This window comes from Dolichospermum sp. UHCC 0315A, assembly GCF_008121535.1.
Lineage (GTDB): Bacteria > Cyanobacteriota > Cyanobacteriia > Cyanobacteriales > Nostocaceae > Dolichospermum > Dolichospermum lemmermannii.
Genome location: NZ_CP043056.1, coordinates 3,510,518 through 3,529,594 on the forward strand (window position 1 = coordinate 3,510,518; position 19,077 = coordinate 3,529,594).

A 19,077-nucleotide genomic window follows, 5' to 3' on the forward strand; every position below is an offset into this window, starting at 1 on the left:
AGGACGCAGAGTTAATAAACCACGAAGGGACGAAGGAAGCGAAGGAAGAGGATAGATGATTTTGTGTATAGGTTAATTTAAGCTAAAATTTTTAAGTAAGGTATAAAAATATTTATTTTCATTTACTGTCAGAATCAGGATATCCAGGATTTAAGGATGTACAGGATTAAGAAAATATTTGATATTTGAAATCAAAACTTTATGAAAATCAACATCAAATATAATCCTGTAAATCCTCTAATCCTCAGTATCCTGATTCTGACAAATTTGGTCACAACTTTAACAAACCAAATTCTACTCTGGCATTTTCACACAATCATCTGTAATCAATTCGCTGGGATTAGTTACACAGGGGGGTAAACCAGGAGCTACTACAGATAAATTATTTATTTCTCTGTCTGCAACTGCAAAATTTAACTCTAGCAAAAACTTTAATACATCGTCCGTGCCTTCCATCCCATAAGCCTGACGGACTGCTTTATCAAGTTCTTCCTGTGCTTTGCGGAGGGGATTTTTTCCTGGTAACTCTAAGGTACGATAAAGTTCGCGTAAACTCATCTTATGTTCTGTCATCAGTTCTTGTCTTAACTGTCGCAATTTGACTGCTGCTAATGCTACTTTTTTCACCTGTGATAATTTGGGATTCTGGGGAAAAGGAAAAGAATCAAAAACTGTATCAGAGGTATATCTAAACCTTGCTGTTAGAGTTGAACAACGAGAAGTAAACCATTGCCAATGAATATCAGATTGTAAAATCCCAAATGAATAATCATCTGATAATGGAAATACTATTAACGCTGCATTGGGACGTATTGAAGAAGAAATAAACTCAAAAACTGGGCGTTTAGTGACTTGTCCACAACAAATAAATCTGGGGATATTTGTAATTTTTTCAATTAGTTCTCCTCGATGATAGGAAAGTAGCCACCATTTGCTGAGAAAATTTTGATGATGTTTATTAACTTTAGATTTGGGATTTTTTTGTAACAGTTCTTCATTGCGCTTTTGTTCTTCTTTTGCAGTATTTTCACGGGTTGGTAGTACCATTGATTCAATTCTTTTAAATGGTTCAGAATATTTCTTGCAATTCATTAGATTACGCGGATGAAAATCTATGACATATCTTTGAGGAATAGGAGGGTTTCCCCCAATTAATTCATCAGCAATTAAGTAAGGAAATATTACTTCTGCATTATTTTTTGATTGTCGGATCATGATAGCAGCTTCTTGAGGAGTTAGCAAAAATCCTTCATGTCCATGAGTTTGTCCTTGATAGCAAGCTCCTGAGTTCACATTAACTAAAAGTTTTTTTGCTTGAGTAACATCAAGTTTTGCAGATAAAGCAGAACCGATTTTATCAATTTCTAAAACTTCCCAAGGACTATCTTTATCATCTCCAATTTGGGTATATAGTTTTTTTTGACCTAGTTCTTCACCCTTGACCCAGTTAACAATAGAAACATGAACTGCTGCACTACCTGACCAAACTTGAGTAGAAACTGCTTCGGTAATTGTTCCTCGATTATTGACTATATAATCTAAACCACCTTCACGGGAGTAATTTTGACGGATGGTATTTGTACCAACAAGTCCAGCACGTCCACCGTCTTTTAAAGCATCATGAGTGCGACGAAACCAATAAACACAATAATCTGCTCTTCCTGGTACTTCATCATATCTTTCTCTTACTTGACTGACATAGGTTACTCCATATTCTTGCTGCATTTTGTTTTTTGATTGATATGGAGGGTTGCCAATAATTGCATCTGCTGTCACCCAGTCACAAAATAAAGCATCATCACAACGGATATTTTTATCTAAATTATCCAAAGGCAGAGCGCGATCAATTTCTATGGGTAAACTCATTTGCGCTACATCAAGTAACTGATTTTCTTCATCTAATGCCAACTTTTTAGCAATCATCAAAGTTACTTTTGCCAGTTCTACCGCAAAATGTTTGATGTCAATACCGTGAAATTGGGTTGTTTTAATCAGGGACATTGTGCCAATAGATAATCTATTTTTCAGTCCGAAATTTTCATGAATTTTAGTTAGTAATTTTGCTTCTAGCCCCTTGAGTTCTCGATAAGCAACATAAAGGAAATTACCACTACCACAGGCTGGATCAAGCACTGTAAAATTAATTAATTCTTGTCTGAGTATTAATAACTCATTGAGCTTAGTAGCCCCATCAATGCGCTCTTCCCAAGGTCGCACAATGGTAGGTAAGATGACTTTTTGAATGTCTACAGGGCTGGTGTAATGTGCGCCTAAAGCATGACGTTCTTCTTTACCCATGCTAGATTCAAATAATGTCCCAAAAATAGCCGGTTCAACTTTTGACCAACGTTCTGTTGCTGCTGATGCTAAAAGATCAATTTCGCTTCTCGTAAGTGAGATTGGTTCAACTTTGGAGAATACCCCCGCATTAAAATAAGGTACATCTCGATAACGACTATCTTGAGGGGCTGGGCGTTGACTTCCCATTTGTTGAAAAAGTCCACCAATTAAATCATAAGAACTAATGCGATTAGAACGACAATCATCTAAAAATTCACTAAATAATCCTCTGGGTAATAAATCAATATCTTCTGCAAATAAGGAAACAACACACTGAAGAATAAATCTCTGGGCAATTTCTTGTTTTTCTCCTCTTTCAATGAGGCGATTAAAAACTTGTGCGACGTTATCTGCGGCTTTGCGTGTAACGTCAACTAGATTATTATTAAATAAAGGTTTGCGATTTTCAGGAAAGAGGAAGTTTAAGACAGTAAAGCGACTTGGTAAATCTTCCAATTTAACTTGATCTACTGGTTCTCGCAGTTGTATGTCAAAGTCATAAATCCAAAATTCATCAAAGTTGCAGAGAATTACATATTTTGGACGCTGGGGAACTAATTCTAGCCAATATTCAAATGCTTGCTGATAGTGTTTTTCTAGCTTTTCACCTCGTTTTTTCATTTCTAACAATAATCGTGGCCGCCATAGTAAATCAGCAAACTTGGTAGATTTTCCTTTTACTTTTACCCGATATTCTAGTTCTGCTCCTGCTTCTTTATAGCCTTCATGATTGAATGCTTGAAAAAGGCGATCGCAAAATACCTGTGCTTCCCCTTTTTCATCCCCTTTTAATGTTCGGGAATATTCAATAAAACTTCTGATTTTGCTAGGTGTGTCTGTCATGGCAATGCACTACTATGATACAATATAAACATTTATATATTATATTCAAAAAATGTACTCTTGGTAAGGTGCTTAATGAAATGCGTAATTTGTAAACATGGAGAAACCAACCCAGGTTTAGTTACCGTAACATTAGTTTGTAGGGTGCGTTAGGAGCGGGAAAATATTATGAAATATAGATTAAATTATGAACGCGACGTAATGCACATTAATTCATGAGATTAAATTTAATCAATTTTGGTGCGTTACGCAACGCTTACACACCCTACTATCTGAATCAGGATTTCCAGGATTTAAGGATTTTCAGGATGTAGTAAAAAACTCATCTTTAAAACCTGAAATATTCTCAGATAAATATTCATAAAAAATCCTGTAAATCCTCTAATCCTGAGCATCCTGATATGGCTTGCGCCACGCTACGCTATCAGACAACTAAGCATTTTCAGGATCAAGAAAAAACTCATCTTTAAAACCCGAAATATCCCCAGATAAATATTCATAAAAAATCCTGTAAATCCTCTAATCCTGAACATCCTGATATGGCTTGCGCCACGCTACGCTATCAGACAATTAAGCATTTTCAGCATGAAGAAAAAACTCATCTTGAAAATTTTATTTACTTAAATTTGGAGGAAAAGCAACATCTTCATAAACATCAGCGAGAGGACAAGAAAAATTCACACTGGTTAATTCTAATTGTTGATTTACTCTATAGCTATAAAGAACCCATCTTTCTTCGGAATTGCGCCGGAAACAATCAATTCGTTGCCGATTTTGACTAACTAAAACATATTCTTGTAAAGTGTCTAATTCTTGATAATCACTAAATTTATCACCTCTATCTAAGGCTTCTGTAGAAGGTGATAAAACTTCAATAATTAAACTCGGATATCGTTTAAAATATTCAAACTGTGTATCTCTTGAATCGCAAGTTACCATAATATCAGGATAATAGAAAATATCTAGAGATTCAATTCTTGCTTTCATGTCAGCGACGTAAAGCCGACATCCTGTACCACGAATATGATTTCTTAAAAGGGCAACTAAGTTAGCAGTAATTGTTACATGGGCATCACTAGCACCAGCCATTGCGTAAATTTGCCCTTGGATATATTCATGTTTAATAGGGCTAGATTTTTCAGCTTGTAAGTATTCTTCTATGGAAATATAGGGTTGAAATTGGCTAAGAGTCATATATTTTTACGGTTACTATGGGATAATTGTAATTTTTCTAGTATAGCAATTATTAATATTTTTTATTTCTTGCAAAGGCGCAAAGGGGCAAAATAAAAATCAAACCTGAAACAAAGGTGTTTTTGTCATTTACCTATTGACAAATGATAGATTTCCAGGATTTAAGGATGTACAGGATGAAGAAGAAAACTCATTTTTAAAACCCGAAATATTCCCAGATAAATATTCATAAAAAATCCTGTAAATCCTCTAATCCTGAGTATCCTGATTCTGACAATTAAATATTTTCAGGATGGAAAAAAACTCATCTTTAAAACCCGAAATATTCCCAGATAAATATTCATAAAAAATCCTGATGTCTATTTATGCCAAGTGTACAGACTGAAACATCTGAAACACCTACCTCATTGTCAGTTTATTTATAATTACACTTTCTCTTTTGCTGGTGGCACAATACCCAACTTATTTAACCCTGAATCAATATCTCTCAATAACTTAAAATCATCCTCCGGCAAAGAATAGCTATTGCTACTAACTAAACCCCCAACAGGCTGTTTTTCTAAAAACGCAAATGCTTGACGAAATTGTTGCGGTTCGACTTTAATCGGGGCATTAAAATGACAGGGAATAATCCATTGAAAATCCCAACTGGCAACTTTATTAGCCCAATTTATTGTTTCTGTGGGTGCGCGATTTAAAATCAAACTTTGTAAAATTGGGGCAACAAATATCCGCCCATTTCCTTGTAAAATATCAAATGAATCTTGCCAATTTTCCCGCCATTGGAAGGGGAAAAACCCGAAATAGGCTTTTCTCGAACGTTCTGGAGCTTTTTCGGCATCACGCCATACTTCACCCCATGTAGGTACTTCTAACACACTGGGACTGAAATACAAGGCAAATAATGTGATTCGCTGCCACCCTTTACGGCGGTTTGCTGAGGTATCTGCAACGATGTCAAAGGCTTTATCCTTCGCGTGGTAGAGTAAGGGATAGGGGTCAAGTTGGACAATTGCAGGTGGCTCTGCTGGTACTGAAACTATGGTATCTGTAACTAAGAGAATGTGCGATCGCTTGTGGAAAAAAACCACCTCTGCAAACTTACCCAAACCCAAATCAATCGGTCCGATGGTTGCATAATCAAAATCTTCAGCAAAAGGGGCTTCCTGGCTATTTTCAGGCAGGATATGAGTACGTTTACCGGGTAAACCTAACCAACTCAAAGGCAGATTGATCGGAAAACTCCATTGTCCGGGAGCGACAAATACCTGTGCAGTGGGAAAGCGTCGCGCAAATGGACCAACGAATACTTTATGTTCTATTCCCGATATCGTGGGCAAAATAATATACTTAACATCACCGTGTTCTGCCACCAACTCATTCAGCAACCGGACACATTCTCCAGTAGGTGCGACAGGTGCATAAACCAGCAGACCGCCTTTTTCCAGCTTAACTACAGTCATGCGAATTGGCACAACTACATAGAAAATTCCCTGCAATTGATCAAAAGTCCAGATAGTATCTTTGACAACTTCTTTACGGATAGTATGCCGTTGACCATAAGGATAAATTGGCACAACAGGCCAAAACCGCCATGAAAAATCCTGGGGATAAATTTGTTCTATGTCTTCACTTTCCACCACTTTGCGAACCTCCCCCAATACCTGCTGCTGAGATTTTTGTTTGCTTTTCCAAATTAGGAGTTTAGCAAATTATGGCAGTGATAAACATAAGATTTCTGACTTCTTAGAGAAGTTGGTTTTCTCAGCATGAGAGATTTTTATATTTATTTCATATCCCAGCTTGAGTTAATACCTCACTTAAATCAACAACTAAATCTAAAATTTCTGCCCATTCTGTTAAATAACCATAATCCAAAATTTCTGCTTGTAACTTAATTATCCCCAAAACATCGCGCCATTGTTTTTCTGATTTACTTCCCTTTCCCCAGCGAAGTTTTTGTAAAATAATATCTTCTGCTGAAGCTATCCAAAAAGCAGGTATTCCATCTAAATCAACTAATATTCTTCGCTGCATTTGGGATATTGCAAAATGTGAATTGTCAGTAATATAAATATCAGCATTAGCAATAGTTTCTGTATGGGTAATATTCAACATATTCCCCAAACCTCGTTGCAAATCTTCTACCGCACCTGCTGGACAATAATATCCAGATGCTTCTAAAGTTTTTACCAGTAAATCTATTTGATTTGGTTTAACTTCTATCACCAAATCTAAATCACGAGTAGAACGTGGTTCTCCATGAATAGAACTAGCAACACCTCGATTAACATAGTAATCAATATTAATTGATTCAAAAAGTTGATGTAATTCTCCTGCTAAAGAAATTGAATCTTGAATCCACATATTTTCATTAATACCTTTTGGTTGAAAATCAGGAGTAAATTTTTCTCCTAATACAGCACGGGTAAATATATCACGAATTTCCTGTATAGTCGAATTGCGATTTCGAGATTTAATTCCTACAAGACATAGTTTTTTAACTCCTCGTTCATGGCTAATAAATCTTCCTATGCGTTGTTTTAATGATAATTGTCGCCATTTTTGAAAGAAATAAATATCAGCTTCTATTGCTGTATCTTGGCTTTGGGGTTGATACTTGGATTTGGTAAGAGTTGGGAAATATAATCTTGATTTTTCTAGCATTGCTAATTTTATAGTATTCTTGAATATTGAGTATTTAACCTGTAACTTACATTATACTCAAAATATCACGTTTTTCTGATGTAGTGCTTATGTGCGTGTGATTGATGCTTGAAAAGTTAAATTATTAAATTTTATTTAGAGAATGTTTTAAAAAATACAAAACCTGTTACACTGAAATACATAATTAGAGATTAAATTTAAATTGCATAAAGTCACATGAAATTACGAGCAATATCAGACCTCAAAAATAAAATTATTCTTGGGGATAATTTATCTGTACTCAAACAAATAGAAAATGATACTTTTGATTTAATCATTACTTCACCACCATATTTTCAGCAACGTAATTATGGAAATGGTGATTTAGGTATTGGTAATGAAACAACTGAATCAGAATATTTAAAAAATATCCTCACAGTTTTTGGGGAATGTGTGCGCGTTTTAAAAAAAACTGGAGTAATAGTTTTTAATTTAGGAGATAAATATATCAACGGAAGTTTATCTCTAATTCCTTATAAATTTGCAATTCAAGCCACCCAAAATCAAAATATTTTTCTTATTAATCAAATTACATGGTCAAAACTCAATCCTACACCACGTCAAGATAAAAGAAAATTAATACAAGCTACAGAACCTTTTTTCATATTTGCTAAATCAAAAGATTATTATTTTAATTTGGATAATTATTTACAACACTTGGATAGTTTTAACAAAAGCGTTAAAAGTAAACCCTCTGATAAATTAGGTAAAAAATATGTGGAATTAATCAAAAATTCTGATTTAAGTGAAGAACAAAAAAATAATGCTATTAAAGCATTAAATCAAGCTATTTTAGCAGTACACAATGGAGAAATTGAAGGATTTAGAATGAAAATTCATGGTGTACATAAATTAGCTTATGGTGGACAAGATGGAGGAAGAAATAACCAAATCAAGAATAATGGTTTTACTATTATTAGAATTTTAGGAAACACGATGAAAAAAGACATTATTGAAAGTCCGGTGGAAATTACTAAAAATAATCATCATCCAGCAGTTTATCCGATGTATATTATTCAAGAACTGATTAAATTATTAACTCAAGAATGTGATTTTGTCCTTGATCCTTTTTGTGGTAGTGGTACAACTTGTATCGCAGCTAGAAATTTAAATAGAAATTATTTAGGAATTGAAATCAATCCTGATTATGTAAACTTAGCTAATAACCGTATGGAAGAATCTGATTCTCAACAACAGGAATTATTTATATGAAATATGATTATAATCAAGAAATAGAAAGACTAGAAAAATCCTATCAGCAATCACTTGAATTAGTTAAAAATCAATCATTCACAGAATTTGATCAAGAAATAAAAAACTTTGTAGATATTTTTATTCAAAAAATAGAAACCGATAAATCTTTAATTCAAGTAATTATTACCACCCTACTCAAGAAAATAATTAAACCTGAACAAGATATCAGGTTACACATGGCTAAGTTTATCAATGGATATTCCGCAAGAGTTCTTGATACTAAGGTAACTACACCCTTTTTTAAAAGTAAATTTCCTAAATATGCTAATAAAGAAACTGCATTTTTAACTAAAGCAACACGCGCAGAAATTATCTGGAATTTTGAGGAGGGATTTAAATTACCATTAAGGAGTAAAAGCTTAGTTACACCTTTTTTACAACTAATTGATAAAATTGAAAATCAAACAATTGATATTGAAAATTGTTTAGTTTATATCTTAGCACAATTATATCTTATTTCCCAATCTCAAGAAATAGTTTTTACAGAAACTTTAGAAATTGTTAATTCTGTAAATATTATCAATATTAATACAGTGCTGAAAATGGTAGAAAGACATTTTGAAGAACCTTTAAGTTCTAGATTACCAGTAATTGTAATTTTTGCTATCTATAAACAAATATTTAAAACTGTCCGCAGATTTGAAAATAAAGTATTACTACCTTTAAATGTTCATACTTCTGCTGATAAACATGGTTATGGTGATATAGAAATAAGGGATAACCATAACAATCCCTTTGAAATATTAGAGATAAAACACAATATTCCTATTGATAGAAATATGATATTAGATATAGTAAAAAAATCTGCAAATACAACAATAAAAAGGTATTATATTCTAACTACATACAAAGACTGTTTTCTTAATAAAGATGAAGAAAAATATATTAATGAATTGATTTTGAAAATTAAAAGAGAACGTGGGTTAGAAATTATTGCTAATGGTATTGTGAACACCTTAAAATATTACCTGCGTTTTATAGAAGATTATCATGAATTTATCAAAACATATACAGAAGAATTAGTAAAAGATGCTAAAAATTCAACAGAAGTTAAAGATTCTCATATTCAAGCTTGGCAAATAATTTTACAAAAATATATATAGTAGTGTGACCCACAATCAGTATTACTAATAAATAGTGGATTAGGACGCATTAACATTATTCTATTTTTTAGATATTTGTTTTTATCTCACCTTGTCTGAAAAATATTCTGCACCATTTTCTTCTCTACCCTATCAGCAGCATTATCCAACTCTACCACCTCACCATCACTCAAAACCCACCCCAAAGCCCCAATATTCTCCTTTGCTTGTTCCCCACTTTTAGCCCCAGGAATGGGAATTGTGCCTTTACTAATACACCAATTAATAGCCACTTGAGACATAGTTTTATTTCTCGTATTTGCTATTTCCTGTAAACAACCTAAAAGCGGCTTCATTCCTGGTAATAACTGTTTACATAAAAACCCGCGAATACCTTTGGGAAAACTGCCATTTTCCGAAAACTTTCCTGTTAATAAACCCAACCCTAAAGGACTATAAGCAATTAATGCAATTCCCAAATCATCACAAACATCCTTTAAACCTAATTCCGTCACCGGATAAGTAGATAAAAGTGAATATTGCACCTGCAAAGTTTTAATCGGTATACCTCTTTCCTGAAATCTTTTATGTACCCATAAAAGTCGTTTTGTACCATAATTAGATAAGCCCACACCCTTCACCAAACCTTGCTCATACAAATCACCCAAACCATCTAATAAACCAACCTCTTGCCAAGGTGCATAATTAGCAGTAGACCAGTGCATTTGCACCAAATCAACATTGCGTCCTAATCTTTTTGCCGAAGCATGACAAGCTGATATAATTGAATTTCTAGTCCATCTCCAAGGGTATGCAGCTAACTTAGTAGCAATGCAAATATGCTCTTGATTTAAACCTTGATATGCTTGGGCAAATTTTCCTAAAAGTAACTCACTGCGTCCCTTTAACTTGCCAGTACCGTAGGAATCACCCGTATCAAATAATGTAATACCATTGCTAACACAGAGATTAAAAACCTCTTGCAATTGGTTATCCATACTTTCATCGTACCCCCAGAGCAGTTGGTTTCCCCAAGCCCAAGTACCGCAACCCATGAGAGGGAGATTTAATAAATTGTTAGTTAGCATATTTAGGCAGTTGTTTAAAGTTGTCCCAAAACTCATTATCAAGGAATAAATAGGTCAATACTATACCACTCATGTAATATATTCTTACAGCAGTTTTCATGTATTAGACCACAATCTGAGTTAATCTCTTTCTTTGCGTCTTTGCTCCTTTGCGTCTTTGCGCGAAAATACCTTTAATTTTTTGCAGACTTTTCAAAGATAAAAAATAAATGCCCATTATTATTTGTCCGGGAATTCACGAACCAGAATTAACTAAAAGCTTTATCCAAGGGTGCTTGAATCAAAGTAATCAAAACTCCGTAGATATACTGATTTTTCCGGAACAGGGTTATTTAACTTTATCAACATTTCATATTTTACATTTTTTGCACAATCGCCTTGGTAATAAGCTAGAATCGCCTGTTATATTCTTATGCTTTAGTGCTGGTGTAATTGGCGGTATAGGTGCAGCCACAGCGTGGCAACTTTTGGGCGGTCATGTGCAAGCCTTCATTGCTATTGATGGTTGGGGAGTCCCTCTAGCTGGCAATTTCCCGATTCATCGTTTAAGTCATGATTATTACACCCATTGGACTTCAGCTTATCTCGGTATGGGAGAAAACAACTTTTATGCCGAGCCAGCAGTTGACCATTTATCAATGTGGCACTCCCCCCAATCTGTCCCAGGCCAATGGGTAAATCCATCATTGGGGTTCTCTCCCACCAAAAACTACCTCAGTGCATCTGAATTTCTCAATTTCCTCTTAGAACGTTATAACAAGAAATATTGACTATTTATTCCCCATTCCCAAGTATCTGATGTTTCCCACTGAACCTACTGCTGTTAATAACGGTTTTACCGGACTGCTGAAAAACCGGGGTTTTATGCTCCTGTGGATTGGTCAACTAATTTCCCAATTAGCTGATAAGGTATTCTTTGTCTTAATGATTGCCTTACTGCAACTCTATTTACCCCCGAATCAGATAGGCGGTGATGCACGCTTCTATTTGTATATGGCATTTACCGTACCCGCAATCTTGTTTGGCTCTGCCGGTGGTGTGATCGTTGACCGTGTGCCAAAAAAACTGATTATGGTGGGTTCAGATCTGGTACGGGGGATATTCATGCTGCTAATTCCCTTCCTGCCACGAGAATTTGGGATACTTTTATTCTTCACCTTTTCTATCTCTACCGTTACCCAGTTTTTTGCCCCAGCAGAACAGGCTTCAATTCCCCTGTTGGTAAGAAAAGAAGGTTTAATGGCTGCCAATGCCTTATTTAGCAGCACAATGATGGCTGCATTAATTATTGGTAATGCGGTGGCTACTCCGATGTTGAATTGGTTTGAAACCTTTAATAAGGGCTTTGGTAAAGAATTGGTCGTTGGCTGCTTATATCTAATTTCTGCCGTGATTATGATGCCGATTCAGTTTCAAGAACCCAAACGGATTCACGAAGAAACAGCCGCAATTAATCCCTGGGCTGAATTTTTGTTAGGACTACGCTATCTCAAACAAAATCGGCTGGTATGGAATGCCATGCTACAAATAGTTACATTATACTGCGTATTTGCCGCCCTGATAGAATTAGCCATTGGTATGGCGGCTAGGTTACATTTAGCACCAGAAGAATTTAGCTCTTTCGTAGCTGCGGCTGGGGTGGGTATGGTAATAGGTGCGGCTATTTTGGGGAATTTTGGACATAGACTATACAATAAACCCTTGCCTTTAATCGGATTTTTGATGATGGCGGTTTCATTAGGTTTATTCATTTTCATTGATAACCAACCCCTAGCATTAGGACTTTGTATTTTCTTAGGCGTGGGTGCAGCTTTTGTCAACGTGCCAATGCAAACTTTAATTCAGCAACAAACACCATCAGAAATGCACGGTAAAGTCTTTGGTTTTCAAAATCATGCCATTAATATCGCTCTGACAGCACCTCTATTAATTACGACAAAGCTAGTCAATGCCTTTGGATTGTCGGCGGTGTTATTCGGAATGAGTATAGTTGTCGGGGCTGTTGGTGTCTGGACTTGGCAAAATACTCGGCGGGTATTGCAAGATGTGATCTAAAAATTGTACAATCATAATCCATTCTTAACGCTAATAAATCCGGCTTTCTCTGCTATTGTGAGAATTTTTACATTAAAATGAAGTTTTAAATACAGAATCTAAGCGTTAATTTTAGCTATACTTTGAGGTTAACTGTGGTTTCGTCTTCTCAAATCAGTCTCCCAAAATCTGAAAATAATCAGCAGTCTCCCGTATCTAATTCGTCAGTTCCCTCACCAAAACGGGCATCTGGCGGTTTCGCGTTGATAGATAGTCTCATCCGTCATGGTGTTGAGCATATTTTTGGTTATCCCGGTGGCGCGATTCTACCGATTTATGATGACCTCTATAAAATAGAAGCTGGGGGTACGGTCAAACATATCTTAGTTAGACATGAACAAGGTGCTTCCCACGCCGCCGACGGTTACGCCCGTGCTACTGGTAAAGTAGGAGTATGCTTTGGTACTTCCGGTCCTGGGGCAACCAACTTAGTTACGGGTATTGCTACGGCTTACATGGATTCTATCCCCATGATTGTGGTTACGGGACAAGTACCAAGAGCTTCCATTGGTACAGATGCTTTTCAGGAAACAGATATTTATGGAATTACCTTACCCATTGTTAAGCATTCTTATGTAGTCCGTGATGCCAAAGATATGGCGCGGATTGTGGCTGAAGCTTTTCACATTGCCAGCACTGGTAGACCTGGACCTGTTTTAATTGATGTTCCCAAAGATGTAGCGTTAGAAGAATTTGATTATGTGCCTGTGGCACCGGGTTCAATTAAGTTACCTGGCTACCGTCCCACAGTCAAGGGAAATCCGCGCCAAATTAATGCGGCAATTCAATTAATTAGAGAAAGTCGTCGCCCATTGTTGTATGTTGGGGGAGGAGCGATCGCCGCTAATGCCCACGAAGAAGTCAAACAACTGGCAGAATTATTTAATCTCCCCGTCACTACTACCTTAATGGGTATCGGTGCATTTGATGAACATCATCCCCTGTCCTTGGGAATGTTGGGAATGCACGGCACAGCCTACGCTAACTTTGCCGTTACAGATTGCGATTTATTAATTTGTGTTGGTGCAAGATTTGATGACCGAGTGACAGGTAAATTAGATGAATTTGCCTCTTTAGCCAAAGTCATTCACATTGATATTGACCCCGCAGAAGTCGGTAAAAACCGCGTTCCCCAAGTTCCCATTGTGGGGGATGTCAAAAACGTCTTAAAAGACTTATTACGGCGATGTCAAGACGCAAATACCAAAGCCACACCTAACCAAAATCAAGAATGGTTAAACTTAATTAACAGTTGGAAACAAGATTATCCTTTAATTGTCCCCCATCATGCCGACAGCATTTCTCCTCAAGAGGTAATTGTTGAAGTTGGTAGTCAAGCCCCCCACGCATTTTATACTACAGATGTTGGTCAACATCAAATGTGGGCAGCCCAATTCCTCAAAAATGGTCCAAGACGCTGGATTTCTAGCGCGGGTTTAGGAACAATGGGTTTTGGTGTTCCTGCGGCTATGGGTGCAAAGGTGGCATTCCCGGACGAAGAAGTAATCTGTATCAGCGGTGATGCCAGTTTCCAAATGTGTTTGCAGGAGTTGGGAACGTTAGCACAATATGGCATTAATGTCAAGACTTTGATCTTAAATAACGGTTGGCAGGGCATGGTGCGGCAGTGGCAGGAAGCCTTCTATGGACAGCGTTATTCATCTTCTAACATGGAAGTCGGAATGCCTGATATTGAGCTTTTAGCACAGGCTTATGGCATCAAGGGGATGGTAATTACCAAGCGGGAAGAATTGGCAGATAAAATTGCCGAAATGCTGGCACACAATGGCCCTGTAATTGTGAATGTCCACATTACCAGAGATGAAAATTGCTATCCCATGGTAGCGCCTGGTAAGAATAACTCGCAAATGGTTGGTTTACCTAAGCCAACACCAAGAACCGCAGTTGAATCAATTTCTTGCAGCAATTGTGGGACTCAAAACCAACCTAACCATAATTTCTGTTCTGATTGTGGAACAAAGTTGTAGTTAGATTTTGTAGGGGTTTAGCATTATAGAGACATCCGGTAAGCGTGAAACTCAGTCCTTCGACAAGCTCAGGAACCATGTCTTTAGACCTGAGATATAAGCGACTCGTGCGGTTTTAACCGCATAGAGTTTTTCTTTTTGTAAAGATTGGTTAAAGTACGTAAAGAGTTATCGCCTTTGTACTTAATGGTGTTACACTGTTCACAACAGGAACGGTAATCAACCTGTCTAAAAACCTAGCTGCCTAATGGCAATCTGTACCTTGACAATTGAAGATATGGGGTTCTATTCCATAGTTCTAGTTCCTGCCCAGGAATAGGTAAAATCTTCATGGGAGCTAGACGACACAGGATTGAAATTCAATCAAAATTTGCAGCAATGCAACTACCTCCGGACAGGAGGAAAGTTAACGCTTGGGGAGAGAACCACCTCTGACTTAGATACCGCAAGGGGTCTAAGCTAAGTTGACTCGTTGAACCAAGAATCTCAGCGGCTTGGCTTCCTGAGAGTGTCAAGCTTTACCCTTATCAGAATTGTAATTCAGGATTTTAAGCAAAATCAATTAAGTAGGTGAACGGAAAAAACCGTAGACGCGGAGCGGCTTCTCGAAGAGTAATATGTAACGAAAAGTAAAGTCCAAAAATAGAGAACCTTTTAAGGTTTTGATACTCCTGACTCTGGCTGAATTAAAATAGGTATTCCTCCCTTTTCAGAACCGATAACGACAATTTTGGAATTATTAGATTCAGCAATTTTTTCTGTAGCTTCAATCGAGCGTAATTGCAAAACTTGGTTAGTGAGTCCACCAGCAATAATTTTTTGAGAATCAGCTATACCTTTAGCTTCAATTCTTTTCCGTTCTGCTTCTTGACGCTCTTTTTCTAATACAAATTTCATTTGCTCATTTTCTTGTTCTGCTTTGAGCTTTTGTTGAATCGCTGTTTGCAAAGTCTCAGGCATTTTCACATTTCGCAAAAGTGCTTGTTCAACTATAAAACCCAAACTGGGGATTTCTTTTGTGAGTTCTTCATCAATTTTTTGAGCTACTTCTTGGCGTTTTGTTGAATAAATTGCACTAGCGGAATAATTAGCTGTAATAGCGCGAACAGTAGAACGAAATCTAGAAATTATCAATTGTTTTTCATCAGTTCCAATTGTTTTATATACTATTGCTGCTTTTTGAGGATCAAGTTTATATTGAAGACTAACATCAAGATTTAAACTCAAACCTTCTTGAGATGTTGTATCTATATTTTCCTTGATATCCTTAAGACGAGTAGAAAAATTTATAACTTTGGCAAAGGGGTTAACTACATGAACTCCTGAATCAAGAGTATTATCGGAAATTTTACCAAATGAGTTGACAATACCGACATTTCCCGGTGGAACAATTACCAACAGTCTAGAAATTGAAGCCAGTAAGGTCATACTACCAATTAATATGGTAATTCCCCGGACTGCCAATTTAGTCCTTTCGCTGGTTATTCTACCAGTTTGGAGATATTTGACACTCTCAGGGAAGACAGCCACTGAGATTCTACTGACAGAATTAGATTAAAGGTTTAGCCTAATCTAATCTCGCTGCGACCGTCAAACGCCGCCTAGACGCTCAATACAACCACCAATCAAGGTGTCGAAATTGCGCTTACTTTTATTGTTTTCAGTGTTTTCAGAGTCCATCACTAAGCCAAGATACGGTACGCTCCACAACCTGCCATTACTTGCTCTTTCTTGTCAATACTGCCGCTAGGACTTGAACCTAACCGTTGTTTCATAGGAGCCGGGATTTCTCCGTACTAGGATGTTTCAACATGTAGATGTTTATTGTTCTTACTCACGATTTCATTCTAGCATACCACAGGGATTAAAATCCCTCGTGTCGCTTCCCTCTGTTGGGAGCCAAGCCACGCTCGTTTCCCACTTACCGCGAGGTCTTATGAGAATTGCTATGAGACTCGTAAGCAGAGAAAATATAAAGCCCATAAAGTTTTTTGTATTGTGAGGAGTTTATATACACTTAACATACAAGTATAATAATGAGTTTAAGGTTTAGTTATCAATAAGTAATTTAAAAGGGTAACGTAAATAGACAACAGAAGGAAGAATTTACAGCATATTTCATCTGAGTTAGGTACAGAAATTAGGAGCTTAGTTTGCTTTTCCAGAAGTTTTTACAGATGATCTTCCAAGAGACTTCCAATTTAAAAAATATCCCAAAATTTCTTGTAGTGCGGGCATCTTGCCCGCTAATAATACAAGGACGGGCAAGATACCATTGGATCATTTTTTTGTGGAGTTCTCCAAGGGAAAAAACTAACACCTCAATTAACGAAGGCATCACAATTTTCCCATAAATAATGTATAATGTAATGTATACACTAAATATACTTCTAAATTGTGTCAACCAAAATTCGCAAGCAGATTTATATCCAACCACGTCAAGAACATCTACTCAAAGAGATTGCACAACAAACAGGTATAAGTGAAGCCGAGATTATCCGTCAAGCCATTGACCTTCATCTTGGTGAAATCACTGTCCCCCAAACCGATATCTCACTGTGGGAAGCCGAAAGAGAATTTATTGCACAAATCAAAACTCGACCTGTTCAAGCTGGAGGTAGAGACTGGAAGCGGGAAGACCTTTATGAACGGTAGAGTTTTTATTGATACTAATATTCTAGTGTACGTCTACGATCCATTAGATACCACAAAACAGGAACAAGCGATCGCAGTTGTTGATAGGTTAATTCGTTCGGGGAAAGCAGTAATTAGTACCCAGGTGATAGGGGAGTTTTTTATGGCTACAACCCGCACTAGACGCTCGCTTTTAACTCCTGCTGAGGCATTGGTGCGAATGCGTAACTACTTAGCTATTTGCCATATTGTTGATATGACAAAATTAATCTCCCTAGAAGCGATTCGTGGACTAGAAACCCATAACTTTAGTTTTTGGGACGCGCAAATTTGGGCAACAGCAAGACTCAATCAAATTGAAGAAATTTACAGTGAAGATTTTCCATCAGGTGCAACTGTTGAGGGTGTAAAGTTTACAAATCCTTTTAAACTGAATGATTAATTATCGAAAGTCCAAGTTTACCAGAACAACATTGATTTTTCCTGATCTTCCTTTGCGTCTTTGCTCCTTTGTGCCTTTGCGCGAAACAAAACTAAACTTATGCAACTACCATTAATTAAATATCCCATCTTGGGGATAATCAATTTTTTATTATTAAGTATTAATATTCAACCCGTATTTTCCAATTCTCCCCCTACTCTAATACTGGCACAAAACTCAAATAGCAAAGCAGCTACAGAATCGTTAAATCAAGGACTACAAGCAATTCAACTAGGACAATTAGAAGCAGCAATTACCGCTTTTCGTCAAGCTATTAAACTAGATCCTAAATTAGCAGCAGCGCACTATAATTTGGGTTTAGCACTACGACAATCGGGACGGTTACAACCTGCGGCAGATGCTTTTTATCAAGCTACCCAAGCCGATTCTCAATTTGCTTTAGCTTTTGCAAATTTAGGTGCAGCATTATTAGAAGGAAATAATTTAAAATTGGCGCAAGATTATTTAAATCAGGCTTTGAAGTTAAATCCAAATCTGGGTTTTGCCCACTATAACATGGGGTTAGTTAAGGAACAGGAAAAAAATTGGGAAAGTGCGATCGCCTCTTTTCAAAAAGCCAGAACAATGAGTCAAAATGCTCCTGAACCAGCCTATCATTTAGGGATCTGTTATTTGCAACAAAGGAAAATTGAGCAAGCAAAAGCAGCTTTTAATCAAGCAATTAAAATCAATCCTAAATACGCAGAAGCACACTATAATCTTGGTTCAATTTTATTTAACCAGGGTAAATTAAGCGAAGCTTTAGCAGCTTTCAGAAAATCAGCCGCAGCTAACCCTAATTATGCTAATGCTTATTATGGTGCAGGGTTAGTTTTTATGCAATTAAAGCAGCATAAAGAAGCTGTGCAAGTGTTCCAATATTCTAAAGATTTATATAATATTCAAGGTAATTTGCAGTGGGTGAAAAATTCCCAGCAGTTATTACAAGAAGCGCGAAAATTAAATAAGTAGCGACATTTTGACAAAACGTCTCTACTCACAACAGAGGATTTTATCAGCTTTTAGACAGATGAATAAATCTCAGGGAATAAGTAGAAATTAATTAAATAACCAACAGAGTCGAAAAATGACTAAAACCAAAACTCAAGAACCCATTAGTAACTTAGAGTTTGATTTTATTAGTGTGCTGCATACTAAATCGGTAGCAGTTCAAGCTTATGAAAATTATATCAAAGATGCCAAGGAAGCTAATTCTCAACCCTGTGTAGAACTGTTCCAAAAATTACGGCAATCAGAAATTGAACAAGCACACGAAATTCGCCATCATCTGCAAGAAGTTATGCAGAAAGGGAAGATGTAATTAATGCTGGGGGCAGGTTTAAGAGGTTGATGATTTTAAACCCACCCCTAAC

15 protein-coding genes are annotated in these 19,077 nt (G+C 36.6%); 9 read left to right on the forward strand and 6 right to left on the reverse strand.

Going from position 1 to position 19,077, the window contains the following annotated elements; genetic code table 11:
* Positions 1-294 precede the first annotated feature (294 nt).
* The 4 genes from BMF77_RS16960 to BMF77_RS16975 form a co-directional block, all read right to left on the reverse strand.
* Positions 295-3,183: a DNA methyltransferase gene (locus BMF77_RS16960; RefSeq protein ID WP_148764430.1), complete on the reverse strand. Its 2,889-nt coding sequence runs from the start codon at positions 3,181-3,183 to the stop codon at positions 295-297.
* Positions 3,184-3,795: 612 nt separating this feature from the next.
* Positions 3,796-4,377, reverse strand: a complete 582-nt coding sequence (locus tag BMF77_RS16965; RefSeq protein ID WP_148764432.1) for a Uma2 family endonuclease — start codon at positions 4,375-4,377, stop codon at positions 3,796-3,798.
* A gap of 425 nt (positions 4,378-4,802) precedes the next feature.
* Positions 4,803-6,020, reverse strand: a complete 1,218-nt coding sequence (locus BMF77_RS16970; RefSeq protein ID WP_148764434.1) for a DUF4336 domain-containing protein — start codon at positions 6,018-6,020, stop codon at positions 4,803-4,805.
* Positions 6,021-6,168: 148 nt separating this feature from the next.
* Entirely contained in the window at positions 6,169-7,044 is an 876-nt protein-coding gene (locus BMF77_RS16975; protein WP_148764436.1) for a hypothetical protein, read from the reverse strand.
* Positions 7,045-7,260: 216 nt separating this feature from the next.
* On the opposite strand from BMF77_RS16975, the gene BMF77_RS16980 reads away from it, so the two are divergent.
* A complete protein-coding gene (locus BMF77_RS16980) occupies positions 7,261-8,295 on the forward strand; it encodes a site-specific DNA-methyltransferase (RefSeq protein WP_148764438.1) in 1,035 nt (344 codons plus the stop codon).
* Entirely contained in the window at positions 8,292-9,440 is a 1,149-nt protein-coding gene (locus BMF77_RS16985) for a DNA methyltransferase (RefSeq protein ID WP_148764440.1), read from the forward strand. Before BMF77_RS16980 ends, BMF77_RS16985 begins: the two co-directional genes overlap by 4 nt.
* 86 nt (positions 9,441-9,526) lie before the next feature.
* On the opposite strand, the gene BMF77_RS16990 is transcribed toward BMF77_RS16985, so the two are convergent.
* Positions 9,527-10,507 (reverse strand): aldo/keto reductase, encoded by a 981-nt coding sequence (locus tag BMF77_RS16990; RefSeq protein ID WP_148764442.1) that lies wholly within the window; start codon positions 10,505-10,507, stop codon positions 9,527-9,529.
* A 209-nt stretch (positions 10,508-10,716) separates the two neighbouring features.
* Here BMF77_RS16990 and BMF77_RS16995 point away from each other — a divergent pair, with 209 nt between their 5' ends.
* The 3 genes from BMF77_RS16995 (at position 10,717) to ilvB (ending at position 14,589) form a co-directional block, all read left to right on the forward strand.
* Positions 10,717-11,277 carry a hypothetical protein gene (locus BMF77_RS16995; RefSeq protein ID WP_148764444.1) on the forward strand — a complete coding sequence of 187 codons (561 nt, stop codon included), beginning with the start codon at positions 10,717-10,719 and terminating at the stop codon, positions 11,275-11,277.
* Between the two features lie 28 nt (positions 11,278-11,305).
* Positions 11,306-12,562 (forward strand): MFS transporter, encoded by a 1,257-nt coding sequence (locus BMF77_RS17000; RefSeq protein WP_148764446.1) that lies wholly within the window; start codon positions 11,306-11,308, stop codon positions 12,560-12,562.
* A 134-nt stretch (positions 12,563-12,696) separates the two neighbouring features.
* Positions 12,697-14,589 carry a biosynthetic-type acetolactate synthase large subunit gene (gene ilvB, locus BMF77_RS17005; RefSeq protein ID WP_148764448.1) on the forward strand — a complete coding sequence of 631 codons (1,893 nt, stop codon included), beginning with the start codon at positions 12,697-12,699 and terminating at the stop codon, positions 14,587-14,589.
* A gap of 654 nt (positions 14,590-15,243) precedes the next feature.
* Here ilvB and BMF77_RS17010 read toward each other — a convergent pair.
* On the reverse strand, positions 15,244-16,074 hold the full coding sequence (locus BMF77_RS17010) for a prohibitin family protein (protein WP_371735634.1): 831 nt from the start codon (positions 16,072-16,074) through the stop codon (positions 15,244-15,246).
* 912 nt (positions 16,075-16,986) lie between these two features.
* Between BMF77_RS17010 and BMF77_RS17015 the strand changes: the two genes are divergently transcribed.
* The 4 genes from BMF77_RS17015 to BMF77_RS17030 all read left to right on the forward strand — a co-directional run bounded on the left by BMF77_RS17015 (position 16,987) and on the right by BMF77_RS17030 (position 19,025).
* On the forward strand, positions 16,987-17,244 hold the full coding sequence (locus BMF77_RS17015) for a ribbon-helix-helix domain-containing protein (RefSeq protein ID WP_015081052.1): 258 nt from the start codon (positions 16,987-16,989) through the stop codon (positions 17,242-17,244).
* Positions 17,234-17,665: a PIN domain-containing protein gene (locus BMF77_RS17020; RefSeq protein WP_148764452.1), complete on the forward strand. Its 432-nt coding sequence runs from the start codon at positions 17,234-17,236 to the stop codon at positions 17,663-17,665. The genes BMF77_RS17015 and BMF77_RS17020 overlap by 11 nt, the downstream gene beginning before the upstream one ends.
* 99 nt (positions 17,666-17,764) lie before the next feature.
* Positions 17,765-18,676, forward strand: coding sequence for a lipopolysaccharide assembly protein LapB (locus tag BMF77_RS17025; protein WP_148764454.1), 912 nt, complete (start codon positions 17,765-17,767; stop codon positions 18,674-18,676).
* Positions 18,677-18,791: 115 nt separating this feature from the next.
* Positions 18,792-19,025 carry a hypothetical protein gene (locus tag BMF77_RS17030; protein ID WP_148764456.1) on the forward strand — a complete coding sequence of 78 codons (234 nt, stop codon included), beginning with the start codon at positions 18,792-18,794 and terminating at the stop codon, positions 19,023-19,025.
* Positions 19,026-19,077 lie beyond the last annotated feature (52 nt).